Origin of the sequence: Frigidibacter sp. MR17.14, from assembly GCF_037095735.1 — a bacterium.
Lineage (GTDB): Bacteria > Pseudomonadota > Alphaproteobacteria > Rhodobacterales > Rhodobacteraceae > Frigidibacter.
Genome location: NZ_JBAWKD010000003.1, coordinates 409825 through 422401, shown reverse-complemented (window position 1 = coordinate 422401; position 12577 = coordinate 409825). Strand labels below are relative to the sequence as shown.

The 12577-nt window shown below is 70.9% G+C and carries 12 protein-coding genes; 11 read left to right on the top strand and 1 reads right to left on the bottom strand.

Annotation, left to right across the window (positions count from 1 at the left end; genetic code table 11):
• The first annotated feature begins 1 nt into the window (after nt 1).
• Together V8J36_RS10710 and V8J36_RS10705 are read left to right on the top strand one after the other, a co-directional pair.
• Entirely contained in the window at nt 2-472 is a 471-nt protein-coding gene (locus V8J36_RS10710; protein WP_336467276.1) for a TrgA family protein, read from the top strand.
• A 1-nt stretch (nt 473) separates the two neighbouring features.
• A complete protein-coding gene (locus V8J36_RS10705; RefSeq protein WP_336467275.1) occupies nt 474-1613 on the top strand; it encodes an NUDIX domain-containing protein in 1140 nt (379 codons plus the stop codon).
• Nucleotides 1614-1634: 21 nt separating this feature from the next.
• Here the strand turns inward: V8J36_RS10705 and V8J36_RS10700 are convergent, their stop codons facing one another.
• Nucleotides 1635-2456: an ABC transporter permease gene (locus tag V8J36_RS10700; RefSeq protein WP_336467274.1), complete on the bottom strand. Its 822-nt coding sequence runs from the start codon at nt 2454-2456 to the stop codon at nt 1635-1637.
• A 116-nt stretch (nt 2457-2572) separates the two neighbouring features.
• On the opposite strand from V8J36_RS10700, the gene V8J36_RS10695 reads away from it, so the two are divergent.
• The 9 genes from V8J36_RS10695 (at nt 2573) to V8J36_RS10655 (ending at nt 12568) form a co-directional block, all read left to right on the top strand.
• Nucleotides 2573-4693, top strand: a complete 2121-nt coding sequence (locus V8J36_RS10695; protein WP_336467273.1) for a 4Fe-4S binding protein — start codon at nt 2573-2575, stop codon at nt 4691-4693.
• On the top strand, nt 4690-5604 hold the full coding sequence (locus V8J36_RS10690; RefSeq protein WP_336467272.1) for an FAD:protein FMN transferase: 915 nt from the start codon (nt 4690-4692) through the stop codon (nt 5602-5604). The genes V8J36_RS10695 and V8J36_RS10690 overlap by 4 nt, the downstream gene beginning before the upstream one ends.
• 186 nt (nt 5605-5790) lie before the next feature.
• Nucleotides 5791-6348 carry a CHAP domain-containing protein gene (locus tag V8J36_RS10685; RefSeq protein ID WP_336467271.1) on the top strand — a complete coding sequence of 186 codons (558 nt, stop codon included), beginning with the start codon at nt 5791-5793 and terminating at the stop codon, nt 6346-6348.
• Nucleotides 6349-6515: 167 nt separating this feature from the next.
• Nucleotides 6516-7433 carry a siderophore ABC transporter substrate-binding protein gene (locus tag V8J36_RS10680; protein WP_336467270.1) on the top strand — a complete coding sequence of 306 codons (918 nt, stop codon included), beginning with the start codon at nt 6516-6518 and terminating at the stop codon, nt 7431-7433.
• Between the two features lie 7 nt (nt 7434-7440).
• Nucleotides 7441-8418 carry an ABC transporter permease gene (locus V8J36_RS10675; protein WP_336467269.1) on the top strand — a complete coding sequence of 326 codons (978 nt, stop codon included), beginning with the start codon at nt 7441-7443 and terminating at the stop codon, nt 8416-8418.
• A 79-nt stretch (nt 8419-8497) separates the two neighbouring features.
• Nucleotides 8498-9421 carry an iron chelate uptake ABC transporter family permease subunit gene (locus tag V8J36_RS10670; RefSeq protein ID WP_336467560.1) on the top strand — a complete coding sequence of 308 codons (924 nt, stop codon included), beginning with the start codon at nt 8498-8500 and terminating at the stop codon, nt 9419-9421.
• On the top strand, nt 9418-10179 hold the full coding sequence (locus V8J36_RS10665; RefSeq protein WP_336467268.1) for an iron ABC transporter ATP-binding protein: 762 nt from the start codon (nt 9418-9420) through the stop codon (nt 10177-10179). The genes V8J36_RS10670 and V8J36_RS10665 overlap by 4 nt, the downstream gene beginning before the upstream one ends.
• A gap of 669 nt (nt 10180-10848) precedes the next feature.
• Nucleotides 10849-11745 (top strand): ABC transporter permease, encoded by an 897-nt coding sequence (locus V8J36_RS10660; protein WP_336467267.1) that lies wholly within the window; start codon nt 10849-10851, stop codon nt 11743-11745.
• A gap of 10 nt (nt 11746-11755) precedes the next feature.
• Nucleotides 11756-12568, top strand: coding sequence for an ABC transporter permease (locus tag V8J36_RS10655; protein WP_336467266.1), 813 nt, complete (start codon nt 11756-11758; stop codon nt 12566-12568).
• Nucleotides 12569-12577 lie beyond the last annotated feature (9 nt).

Here is a 12577-nt window from a genome sequence, read left to right as displayed (position 1 = left end):
GATGCCGAATGCCGCGAAGCTGGTGGCCGCGCTCTGCCTGGCCGCGGTCGGGTTCTTTGGCGCCGTCGCCGTGGCCCCGCACCTTCCCGATGGCCAGAGCCCCGGGCGGCTCGGCCAGATCGCCGCGGCGATCGGGGCGCTGATCGGCTGGCGTCTGCTGGGCCGCGACCTCAGCCCGCGCCCGACGCTGGCCCCGGTCGGCCCGCCGGGCTTCGTCACCTTCGCCAGCGCCGGGATCAAGGCCGCGGCGGTGACGGCGGTGGCGACGCTGTTCGTGACCTCGTTCGTGGTGATGATCCTGCGTTCGCTCGACGGGCGCTACCGCGGGCCGATGGACGCGCTGGTCGGCGTCTTCGCGCTGGCGCTGGACTACGGGCAGCTCTTTTTCCATCCCGACGTGCTGGCGACGCTGATCCTGGGCGGCATCCTTGCCGCCTGGGCCGCGGCACGCGCCGGCCGGGCTTGGCGCTGAGATGCGGCTGTTCCTCTACGGATCGCTGCGCGATCCCGCGCTTCTGGCCACGGTCACCGGGCGGCTGCCGCCGGCACGCCCGGCGCAGCTGGCCGGCCATGTCGTGCTGACCGCCGTCAACCGCGCCGGGACCGAGGCCTTCCCCATGATCCTGCCCGAACATGGCGCGGTGACCGAGGGGCTGCTGGTCGAGGGCTTGACCGCGGCCGAGATCGACCGGCTGCGCTTCTACGAGGCGGGCTTCACCCTCGACGGTGCGCCGGTGACGCTCGAGATGCCCGAGGGGCCGGTGCAGGCGGCGCTCTTCCGCCCGCAGGATCCCGGCTGGATCTCTGGCGGGCTGTGGGACTTCGCCGACTGGCGCGCGCGCTGGGGCGAAACCTCGGTCGCCGCGGCGCGGGCCTTCATGGCGGAATACGGGCTTGAGGGCGGGGCCGAGCGGGCGGCGCGGCGCTGGACCCAGCTTCTGGTGCGCGGCGGGGCCGAGGTGCGCGCGCGCGAGACGGCGCCCGTGACCCTGCGCCGCGCGCAGGGCGCGGACGACATCCGCATCGGCCGGCTGTCGCGGCCCTACGCGAACTATTTCGCGGTCGAGGAATACGACCTGTCCTGGCGACGTTTCGACGGCGCGATGAGCCGCGAGGCGAACCGCGCGGTCTTCGTCTCGGGCGATGCGGTCATCGTGCTGCCCTATGACCCGGTGCGCGACCGGGTACACCTGATCGAGCAGTTCCGGGTCGGCGCCATGGCCCGCGGTGATGCCGAGCCCTGGCTGGTCGAGACCATCGCCGGGCGCATTGACGGCGGCGAAAGCCCCGAAGAGGCCGCCCGGCGCGAGGCCGCGGAAGAGGCGGGGCTGACGCTGACCCGGCTCTTGCGCGGGCCAAGCTGCTATGCCTCGCCGGGGGCGCTCAGCGAATATCTCTATCACTATGTCGCGGTCTGCGACCTGCCGGATGCGGTGGTGGGGACCGGCGGGCTCGAGGCCGAGGAAGAGGACATCCGCAGCCATGTCCTGCCCTTCGCGCGGTTCATGGAGCTGCTGGACAGCGGCGAGATCGACAATGCGCCGCTGGTGATCCTGGCAATGTGGCTCGATCGCCTTCGCCCGCAGCTGCGTGCCGAGGCCGGGCTGGCCTGAGGGGGGGCGCCGGTCCCCGCGTCAGGGCGACTTTCGCCAGGCGCGGGCGCGGCGTTCGAAGGGCTGGATCGCCAGATAGTCCACCGCCAGCATCACCGCGACGAAGGCCAGCGCATAGGCCATGACATGCGCGGTCTGGAACAGCTGGAAATGCATGTGGATGCGGAAGCCGATCCCGTCCGAGCGGCCCAGGAACTCGACCACCAGCACGATCTTCCAGATCACCGCCAGCCCGTTGCGCGCGGCGGTGGCAAGGAAGGGCGCAAGCTCGGGCAGCATGACATGGCGGAACCGCTTCCAGCGCGAGAAGCCGAAGGCCCGGGTCATGTCGCGCAGGGTCGGGTCGAAGGTCCGCGCCCCCTCGCGCAGGGTGACGATGACCATCGCGGTCTTGTTCAGCGTCACCGCCAGGATCGCCGCGGTCTCGTTCAGCCCGATCCACAGGTAGCACAGCACGATCAGCACCAGCGCCGGCAGGTTCAGGAACACCGTCACCCAGGCGTCGGCGATCATGTCGAGCGTCCGGTTGCGCCCCAGCGCCACGCCGATCACCGAGCCGATCGCCATCGCCAGCACGAAGGCGATCGCGACCCGGCGCAGCGTCGCCAGCAGGTGGTGCGGCAAGCGGCCCGAAAGCGTCTCGTCCCAGAACACCGCCAACACACTGGGCGGGTCGGGCAGCACCTGCGGATCGGCCTTCAGGATCGCCAGACCCCACCACAGCGCCACCAGCGCGGCCAGAGACGCCAGGAAGATCGGACCGCGGCCCGAACGGCGCGGCGGGCGCAGCGCAGCGGGCACCGCCGGCGGTGCCGTCTCTGCGACCGTGACCCGCTGTTGCATGGCTAAGCCTCCCCGCCGCGAGCATAGCGGCGATTCGGTTAGCGAACAGTCCCATACCTTGGTCGGATAGGCGGGCGGGGGAGCCTGCGCCTAGCCTCCGCGACGGGAGGACGGTGATGCGCATTCTGTGGCCACGGCTGGCAGCCGTGCTGGTCTTCTGTCTGTCCTTCGGCACCGTCTTTGCCACCGGCAAGGTCTTTGCCGCCGGCACCGCGCCCCTGCCGCGCGACCAGATCGCGGCCCGGATCGTGCCGCCGATGGCGCTGGGGGCAGAGACAGGCGGCGACGGCGTCTACGAGCTTCTGAACTCGGGCGGCGCACTGGCGGGCTACGTGTTCGAGACCGGGCCGCTGGCGCCGATCCCCGGCTTCTCGGGCCAGCCGATCGACATGCTGGTGACGCTGGACCTCGAGGGACGGTTCCTCGACGTGACCCTGCTGCACCATAACGAACCGATCTTCGTCTCGGGCCTGGGCGAAGCGCCGTTCCGGGCCTTTCTGGAACAGTACCGCGGCCATTCGATCTCGGAGCCGCTGGTGGTGGGCACGCCCTATGGCGCGGGCGGCGGCGGGTCGGATCTGGTCTATCTCGACGGGGTGACCAAGGCGACGGCCAGCGTGCGGATCGCGCATGAATCGATCCTCGCCGCGGCGCTGGCGGTCGCGCGCGAGAAGATGCGCGGCGTGAAGACCGGCGCGCCGCCGCGCCCCGATCCGGCCCATGACGAGCCGCTCGACTGGCAGGCGCTGGTCGATCAGGGCCTCGCGCGCAACCTGAAGGTTAGCAATGCCGAACTGGACGCGGCCTTCGCCGGCACGGTCTGGGCCGCCGACGACCCCGAGGCGCAGGCCGATCCGGCGGGGGTCTATCTGGACCTCTGGGTGGTGGACCTCGGCCCGCCCTCGGTGGCGCGGGCGGCGCTCGACCCGGCGGGCCTGCGCGATCTGCAGCGCTTCTTGGCCGTCTCGCCCGAGGACGAGCCGATCCTCGTGGTTGATGCGGGGCGGCACGGGCTGGTGTCGCAGGATTTCGTGCGCAACACCGCGCCCGACCGGCTGTCGGCGACGCAGGACGGGCTTCCGGTCGCGCTGCGCGACGCCGATCTCAGCTTCGCGCTGAACGAAGGCGTGCCGCAGGCGCTGCGCGACGGCACCGCGATGATCCTGCGCACCGACCGCCGGTTGGGGTTCGACCCGACCCGCGACTGGGTGCTGGCGGCGCAGGCGGTCCGGGCGCATGGCATGTTCCAGCCCGAGCTCGGATCCCAGCATTTCACGCTGATGAGCCGCGCCGATCCGCGCTTCTTCCTGCAGCCCGACGCCGGTGCCGCGCCGGGCCTGCCGCCCTGGCGCGAGGCGATCCGCAACCGGCAGGGCGACCTGATCGCGCTGGCCCTCGCACTGGTGCCGCTGCTTGTCCTGCTGGGCCCCGGGATGCGCCGCTTCGCCGCCGTGCCGGGCTTCACCCCGATCCGGCTGGCGCTGCTGGCGGCGATGACCGGCTTCGTCGGCTTCTGGGGGCAGGGGCAGCTTTCGATCGTCACCGTCCTTGCGGTGGTGCGGGCCGCGGCGGGGGGCGGCGGGCTCGAGGTGCTGCTCTACGATCCTTTCTCGCTGGTGATCTGGGCGGTGACCATTGCGGGCTTCGTGATCTGGGGGCGGGGGCTCTTCTGCGGCTGGCTCTGCCCCTTCGGCGCGATGCAGGAGTTCACCAGCCATCTGGGCCGCCGGATGGGCCTGCGCCAGTGGGAGCCCTCGGCACTGTGGGACAGGCGGCTGAAATGGGGCAAGTACGTTGCGCTGGCGGGGCTGGTGGCGGTGGCCTTCCTCGCGCCCGCGCGGGCCGAGAAGGTGGCCGAGATCGAGCCCTTCAAGACCGCCGTCACCACCCTCTTCCGCCGCGAATGGTATTACGTCGCCTACGCGGTGTTCTGGCTGGCGCTGAGTGCGGTGACCTTCAAGGGCTTCTGCCGCTATCTCTGCCCCTTGGGCGCGGTGATGGCGCTTGGCGACCTGTTGCGCCTGCGCCGCTGGATCCCGCGGCGGGTTGAGTGCGGCACGCCCTGCCAGCTGTGCCGGGTGCGCTGCCGCTATGGCGCGATCGGGCGCTCGGGCAAGATCGACTACGCCGAATGCTTCGCCTGCCTCGACTGCGTGACGATCCATGACGATCCGAAGGCCTGCGTGCCCTTGGTGCTGGCGGCGAAGGGACGGCGGATGCCGGGGGGGGCGAAATGATCGGTCGGCGGCGGTTCCTGCAGATCAGCGCGGCGGCGCTGGCCGCGCGGCCCGGGCAGGCCGCGGCGGCCGAATGGCAGGGCATGGCCTTCGGCGCCCCGGCGCGGATCACGCTGTCGGGGCCACGCGCGCAGGCAGAGGCGGCGCTGGCCGGCGTCGCCGCGCGGATCGCGGGGATCGAGGGGCTGTGTTCGCTGCAACGCCCCGCATCGGCGCTGTCGCGGCTGAATGCCTCGGGCGCTTGCGCCGGGGCCGATCCGCTGCTGATCGGGGTGCTGGCGCTGGCGGGGCAGATCCACGCGGCGACGGGGGGGCTTTTCGATCCGACGGTGCAGCCGCTGTGGCAGGCGCTGGCACGGGGCGAGGATCCCACACCGGCCCGGGCGGCGGTGGGCTGGGACAGGGTTCGGATCGACGCGCAGGCGGGCGCGGTCCGGCTGGCCCCCGGTCAGGCGCTGACGCTGAACGGCATCGCGCAGGGCTGGGCCGCCGATCTGATCCGCGCCGACCTCGCGGCCGCAGGCTTCACCCGCGCGCTCGTCGACATGGGAGAGGTCGCAAGCCTGGGCGGGCCGTTCCGTCTGGGCCTCGGCGACCCCGATCTTGGCACCTTCGGCACGGTGACGCTCACCGGCACTGCGCTCGCGACCTCGAGCCCCGGCGCGCTGTGGCTCGGCCCCGGTCAGGGCCACATCCTCGGGCCACGGGGCGAGCCCGCGCTTTGGTCCACCGTCACCGTCGAGGCCGACAGCGCCGCGCTGGCCGACGCGGCCTCGACCGCGCTCTGCCTTGCCCCGCGCGAGGCCGTGCCCGCCATCGCCGCGCGGCTCGCCGCGCAGGACGGGCGGCTGCGCCGGATCGTGGCGGTGACGCAAGAGCGCGAGGTCGAAACCCTCTTCACGCTCGGGTGAGGTTTTCGCTGCTGCGCGGCATCGTGCCGAACACTGCCTGCGGCGGTCGGCGGCGCGTCGCCGAGGCGTTCCACGCCTGTCCGTCACAGGTTGCCTCATTAACCGGTTTTCGGTCATCCGCCGCTCCGGGCGCGCCGGCAAGCGCGCCCGATCTCAAGGACGGACGCTGGGGACTGGAGACGGGGCATGCGGAACATCACCGGCCATAAGGCTGTCATCGGGGCGCTTCTTCTGGCCGCAACCGCCGGCGCGGGCCTGCCCGCCGCCGCCCGCCAGCAGGGCGATCCCGCGCCCGGGCGGATCGTGGTGGCCGCGGTCGATCCCGGCGATCTTGCCGCCGCGGCGCAGACGGCGGCCGAGCGGATGGACGGCCGCCGGCGGATCTGGTGCGTGCCCTATGCCCGCGATGTCTCGGGGATCGAGATCAAGGGCAATGCCGCCACCTGGTGGCGCGGGGCGGGTGATGACTATCCGCGCGGGCGCAAGCCTGTGGTGGGCGCGGTGCTGAACTTCCGCGCCTCGGGCGCGATGCCGCTGGGCCATGTCGCCGTCGTCTCCGGCGTGATCAGCGCGCGAGAGATCGAGGTGACGCAGGCCAACTGGACGCGCAACCGCATCACCTCGGACCGGGTGGTCGACGTGTCGAAAGACAACGACTGGTCCGCGGTGCGGGTCGAGAACACCACCGGGTACGGACGGATCAATCCGACCTACGGCTTCATCTATCGCCCGGCACAGGGCTGACGGTCGGGGCCGGCTGGCGCAGCGGCGATCACCATCCGGTGAATTCCCGACTGTTTCCTTAGGATTATCGCTGGACCTCGCGCCGCCGCGGCGCTAGGCCTCGGGGTGACCCGCGTGAAGCCATTGACAGCCACACGCTTTCCCTCAGTCCCCGGAGGTCCCCCGCGATGCTGTCCTCGATCCGTTTCCCCGCGCTGCCCGCCGCCGCGGTGCTTGCCGCGTCGCTGGCGCTGCCCGGCCTCGCGCAGGCCTTCACCCTGACGACCGCCCGCGGCCCGATGGAGATCAACAAGACGCCCGAACGCGTCGTGGTCTTTGACATGGCCGCGCTCGACACCATCGAGGCGCTCGGCGTCGAACCGGTGGGCGTCACCGACAACACCTACGTCACCTATATCAAGCGCGGCGACGCCGAGACGGTGGGCACGCTGTTCGAGCCGAACATGGAGGCCGTGGCGGCGCTGCAGCCCGACCTGATCATCATCGGCGGCCGCTCGGCCAAGCAGTTCGACGCGCTCTCGCGCATCGCGCCGGTCGCGGACATGACCATGCCGACCGACGTGGCGGCGGGGGCCGAGGAACGGCTGAAGGAATACGGCGCGCTCTTCGGCAAGGAAGACAAGGCGGCCGAGCTGGCGCAGGCCTACGAGGCCAAGCTGAAAGAGGTCGAGGCCGCCGCCGAAGGCAAGGGCAAGGCGCTGATCGTGATGGCGAACGGCCCGAAGCTCTCGGCCTATGGCCGCGGCTCGCGCTTCGGCTGGCTGCATGACACCATCGGGCTGGAAGAGGCGCATCCGGGGCTGGAAGTCGCCGGCCATGGCGACGCGATCTCGATGGAGTTCATCGCCGAGACCGATCCCGACTGGCTGATCGTCGTCGACCGCGCCGTGGCCATCGGCCGCGAGGCCGAGGACGGCACCGCGCAGGCGACGCTCGACAACCCGCTGGTCGCGGGCACCAAGGCCGCGAAGGCCGGGCAGGTGGTCTATCTCTCGCCCGCGCCGCTCTACATCGCCGGCGGCGGCTACCAGCAGATGATGGGCACGATGGACGAGATCCTCGCGGCCTTCCGCAAGGGCTCGTGATCCGCCGATGCTCCGCAACCCGGCCATCCTCTTCGCGCTCGTGCTGGTGCCGCTGGCGCTGGCGAGCCTGATGGTCGGCGCGGCGGGGCTCGGCACGTCGGCGCTGGCGGCGGATGGCTGGCTGGTGCTGACCGTCTCGCGGCTGCCGCGGACGCTGGCCGTGATCCTGACCGGGGCGGCCCTGTCGGTGGCGGGGGTGGTGATGCAGCAGCTGGTGCGCAACCGCTTCGTCGAGCCGGGCACCACCGGCACCGCCGAGGGCGCGGCGCTGGGGCTGCTTCTGGTCAACGCCTCGTTCCCCGGCGCGCCGATCTGGTCGCAGATGCTGGCGGCGTCGGTGGCGGCGCTGGCCTCGACATGGCTCTTCCTGCGCCTCGTGCGCCGCCTGCCAGTGCGCGAGGTGCTGCTGGTGCCGCTGGTCGGCATGATCCTGGCGGGCATCCTGCAGGCGGTCGTCACCTTCATCGGCTGGGAGACCGACCTTCTGCAATTCGTCTCGGTCTGGCTGATGAGCGGCGAGTTTTCGGGCGTGATCTCGGGCCGCTACGAGCTTCTCTGGGTCGCGGGGGGCGCCGCGGCGCTGGCCTTCGTCGCGGCCGACCGTTTCGCGATCCTCGGGCTCGGCACCGACCGCGCGACCAGCCTTGGCCTGAAGCCAGAGGCGGTTATGCGCCTCGGCCTTGTCGTCGTCGCGGTGGTGACGGCGATGGTGGTGGCGACGGTGGGCATGGTGCCCTTCGTGGGCCTCGTCGTGCCGAACATCACTCAGCGGCTGATGGGCGACAACCTGCGCCGGACGCTGCCCGCGACCGCGCTAGGCGGCGCGGCGCTGGTGCTGGCCTGCGACCTGATCGGGCGGCTGGTGCGCTATCCCTACGAACTTCCCGTGGGCTCGGTGCTGGGCGTGATCGGGGCCTGCCTGTTCCTCTGGCTGCTCTGGCGCCGCCCCGCGCCCTCGACCCCTGCCGTGCGCCGCCATGGCTGACGCGGCCCTCAGCTTCGCCCCGGCCCCGGCGGACACTCCGCGCGCCCGCAGCGTCGCGGGGCGTCGCGCGCTCTGGCTGATGGCCGCGGCACTGCTTGTGGTTTCGGGGCTTTGGCTGTTCCAGGGCCTCGGCCGCGGCTGGGCCTTCATCCTCGAACTGCGGGCCGAGAAGCTGGCGGGCATGCTGATCATCGGTGCCGCGGTCTCGGTCGCGACGGTGCTGTTCCAGACCGTCAGCCGCAACCGGATCCTGACCCCGCAGATCATGGGCTTCGACGCGCTCTACATGCTGGGGCAGGTGCTGATGATCTCGGGCCTCGGCATCGCCGGCTATGCCGCGGTGCCGGTGGGCGCGAAATTCCTGGGCGAGACGGTGGTGATGACCGCCGCCGCGCTGGCGCTGTTCGGTACGCTGCTGACGCGGGCGGGCTCGGGCGATGTCGCGCGGATGATCCTGACCGGAGTGATCCTTGGCGTGCTGTTCCGTTCGCTGGGCGGACTGGTGCAGCGGGCGATGGATCCGAACGATTTCGCGATGGTGCAGGCGGCGAGCTTCGCCAGCTTCAGCCGCATCGACGGCGCGCTGCTGATCTGGGCGGCGCCGATCGCGCTTCTGGCGATGGGCGCCGCGTGGCGGCTGTCGGCGCGGCTCGACGTGCTGGCGCTGGGGCGCGATCCGGCGGTGTCGCTGGGCCTTGCGCATGACCGGGTGATGGTGGCGGCGCTGTCGCTGACGGCGGTTCTGGTCGCGGTCTCGACCGCGCTGGTCGGGCCGGTGGCCTTCCTCGGGCTGATCACCGCAGGCCTCGGCCGGGCGCTGGCCGGCACCGCGCGCCATGCCCGGCTGCTGCCGGCGGCGGCGCTGACCGGGGCGGTGCTGGTCGTCGGCGGGCAGCTGCTGTTCGAGCGGTTCCTGGGCCTTGCCGGCACGCTCAGCGTGGTGATCGAATTCGCCGGGGGCCTCGTGTTCCTCTGGCTGCTTCTGAAGGGACGGGTGCGATGAGGGGTATCGAGGTCCAGGGCCTGTCGCACAGCATCGGCGCGGCGAAGATCCTGTCCGACATCGACCTGACGCTGCCGGCGGGCAAGGTCACGGCGCTGATCGGCCCGAACGGCGCCGGCAAGTCGACGCTTCTGCGCCTGATCGGCCGGCTGATGCCCTGTTCGCAGGGGCGCATCACGCTCGACGGGCTCGACGTGACCGCGACCGACACGACCGAGCTTGCGCGCCATGTCGCGATCATGGGGCAGGACACGCCGGTGGCGAGCCGGCTGACCGTGGCCGAGCTGGTGGGCTTCGGCCGCTGGCCGCATCACCGCGGCCGGCCGCGGATCGACGACGACCTCGCCATCGCCGCCGCGATCACCCGCTTCGGGCTCGACCCGCTCGCGCACCGCTTCCTCGACGAGCTTTCGGGTGGCCAGCGCCAGCGCGCCTTCCTCGCGATGACCTTCGCGCAGTCGACGCCCTGGCTCTTGCTGGACGAGCCGCTGAACAACCTCGACATGTCGCATGCCCGCTCGCTGATGCGCGAGCTCGGGCGGCTTCGGGACGAGGGCAAGAGCATCGTCGTGGTGATCCACGAGGTGAACTACGCCGCCGCCTGGGCCGACCATGTCGTCGCCATGCAGGAGGGCAGGGTGATCGCCCAAGGCACGCCCGCCGAGGTGCTGACCCCCGCCGTGCTTGGCCCCCTCTACGACATGGAGCTGGAGGTGACCGAGGTCGGCGGCCGCCCGCTGGTCCTGCACCACCTCTGACATCGTCCGGCCGCGGGCCGCCCGACGACCCGGTCGCGATCCGACGGCACAGGGTGGTCTCGCCGCAGTGCGCCCCATCTCGGGCCCGCTTGCGGGAAGAACTCCACGACCGGCGGCGGATGCTGCGCCGGTCCCGCCTCGTGCGGAGCGGCCCCGATCCGGCGGCTTCTGCGGCGGCCGGCGGGGCTCCGGTACCGATCTGACGGCAAGAATGGGTCACACCGCGCCGCGTCTGCGTCCCGAGGCGTGTTCGCGGGCAGGGGCGCACGGCCGGCAGAGGGTGATGCGCCGCTCCCGCCACGTGCAGACTGGCCCTCTGGCGGCTCGTGCGGCCTGTCGGAGCGAGCGCCCCAACGGGAATGGCCCGCGGCGCATCGCCCTCCGCCATGGGTGGCGAGCGCGTGGTGCGCGGAGAGCCCCCGGCGTCAGCGGTCGCACCGTGCCCCGCTTCGGCTCGTCCTTCCTCTGGCCACCCGCGCTGTGGATCCGGGAACGCTCGCGGCGACCCGCCGCCGCATTCGCGGGCAACTGCACTGCGCCGGGCGCTGCCCGTTTTCGCGGCATCTGCCCCACGCCGCGAAATCCCCGCTTCGCATCCGGCACTTGGCCCCTTGATCCCATGCCCCTCGAAAGGGCAAATTGTGCGCAAGGCAAGAAGGGGCGCCAGGCATGAACGACCAGACCCGGTGGGCGCGCTTCCGGCGCAGCGAGGACGCGGCCGGCCTTGCCCTGATCTCGCCCACGCTGATCGTCGCGCTGCTGCTTCTGGGCGCGCCGCTGGCGCTGATGTTCCTCTATTCCTTCCTGACCGATTCCAGCCAGCCGGCCACGGTCGACTGGACCTTCACGCTGGAAAACTACACCGCCGCGCTGACCGAGCCGATCTATCGCGCCGTCCTGTGGCGCTCGCTCTATGTCTCGGTGCTGGTGACGGCGGCGACGGTGATCCTGGCCTTCCCGGTGGCCTATTTCGTCAGCTTCCACGTCGCCCCGAACCGCAAGTCGCTGTGGCTCTTCCTGATCACCATCCCGTTCTGGACCAGCTACCTGATCCGGGTCTTCCTGTGGAAGGTGATCCTCGGGTTCAACGGCGTGGTGAACTCGGGCCTGAAGACCATCGGCCTGATCGACGAGCCGCTGTCCTTCCTGCTCTACAACACCAATTCGATCGTCCTGACGCTGGCCCATGCCTATGCGCCCTTCGCGATCCTGCCGATCTTCGTGGCGCTGGAAAAGATCGACCGCTCGCTGCTGGAAGCGGGACAGGACCTCGGCGAAAGCCGGCTGATGACCTTCTGGCGCGTCACCCTGCCGCTGGCGATGCCGGGCGTGGTCGCCGCGGTGCTGATCGTGCTGATCCCGACGGTGGGCGACTACGTCACGCCAGAGGTGATCGGCGGCGGCAAGCTTCCGATGATCGCGAACCTGATCCAGAACCGGATGCTCGGCCTCGACAACCGCCCGCTTGGCGCGGCGCTGGCGGTGGTGGCGATGGCGGCGGTCGGGCTGCTGTCGGTGGCCTTCGTCTTCGCCAACCGCCGCTTCCTGAAGAAGACCACGCGCTGAGGAGCCCGCGATGAAATCCAACGGCCTCGGGCTCAAGACCTACACGATCCTCTACCTCGTGTTCCTCTACGCCCCGATCATCCTCTTGCCGCTCTTCGCCTTCAACGACGGCACGATCATCGCCTTCCCGCTGCGCGGCTTCACCACCAAGTGGTTCGAGACGATGGCTGGCGACACCACCCTGCGCACCGCGCTGACGAATTCGCTGATCGTCGCTGTGACCTCGGCGGTGGCGGCCACGGTGCTTGGCATCTTCGCCGCCCGCGCCTCGACCCGCTACGACTTCAAGGGCAAGGGCCCGATCATGGGGCTGATCATGCTGCCCCTCGTGCTGCCCGACATCCTGATCTCGCTCTCGCTGCTGATGGTGCTCCTGGGCGTCGGCTTCACGCTGAACCTCGGCACCGTCATCATGGGCCACACGCTGGTCTGCACCCCCTTCGCCATCGCGATCCTGACCGCCAGCTTCAACAGCCTCGACCGCTCGCTGGAAGAGGCCGCCTATGACCTGGGCGAGGGGAAATGGTCGACCTTCCGGCTGGTGATCCTGCCGCTGGTGACCCCCGGCATCATCTCGGCGCTCTTGATCTCGTTCACCATCTCGCTCGACGAATTCATCATCGCCTTCTTCCTGGCCGGAAACCAGGTGACGCTGCCGGTCTACATCTACTCGATGCTGCGCTTCCCCAAGAACATCCCGACGATCATGGCGCTTGGCACCCTGCTGGTGGCCTTCTCGATCGTGCTTCTGACTTTGGCCGAATATTACCGCCGCCGCGGCATCGCGAAGACCGGCGGCAAGGATACCGGAGGCTTCCTGTGACCCTTTCCC

Bases quoted from the DNA above. Each gene is read 5' to 3' on its own strand.
- V8J36_RS10705 (WP_336467275.1), top strand. From the start codon at position 474: ATGCGGCTGTTCCTCTACGGATCGCTGCGCGATCCCGCGCTTCTGGCC.
- V8J36_RS10665 (WP_336467268.1), top strand. From the start codon at position 9,418: ATGAGGGGTATCGAGGTCCAGGGCCTGTCGCACAGCATCGGCGCGGCG.
- V8J36_RS10680 (WP_336467270.1), top strand. From the start codon at position 6,516: ATGCTGTCCTCGATCCGTTTCCCCGCGCTGCCCGCCGCCGCGGTGCTT.
- V8J36_RS10710 (WP_336467276.1), top strand. From the start codon at position 2: ATGCCGAATGCCGCGAAGCTGGTGGCCGCGCTCTGCCTGGCCGCGGTC.
- V8J36_RS10690 (WP_336467272.1), top strand. From the start codon at position 4,690: ATGATCGGTCGGCGGCGGTTCCTGCAGATCAGCGCGGCGGCGCTGGCC.
- V8J36_RS10670 (WP_336467560.1), top strand. From the start codon at position 8,498: ATGGCCGCGGCACTGCTTGTGGTTTCGGGGCTTTGGCTGTTCCAGGGC.
- V8J36_RS10700 (WP_336467274.1), bottom strand. From the start codon at position 2,456: ATGCAACAGCGGGTCACGGTCGCAGAGACGGCACCGCCGGCGGTGCCC.
- V8J36_RS10675 (WP_336467269.1), top strand. From the start codon at position 7,441: ATGCTCCGCAACCCGGCCATCCTCTTCGCGCTCGTGCTGGTGCCGCTG.
- V8J36_RS10655 (WP_336467266.1), top strand. From the start codon at position 11,756: ATGAAATCCAACGGCCTCGGGCTCAAGACCTACACGATCCTCTACCTC.
- V8J36_RS10685 (WP_336467271.1), top strand. From the start codon at position 5,791: ATGCGGAACATCACCGGCCATAAGGCTGTCATCGGGGCGCTTCTTCTG.
- V8J36_RS10695 (WP_336467273.1), top strand. From the start codon at position 2,573: ATGCGCATTCTGTGGCCACGGCTGGCAGCCGTGCTGGTCTTCTGTCTG.
- V8J36_RS10660 (WP_336467267.1), top strand. From the start codon at position 10,849: ATGAACGACCAGACCCGGTGGGCGCGCTTCCGGCGCAGCGAGGACGCG.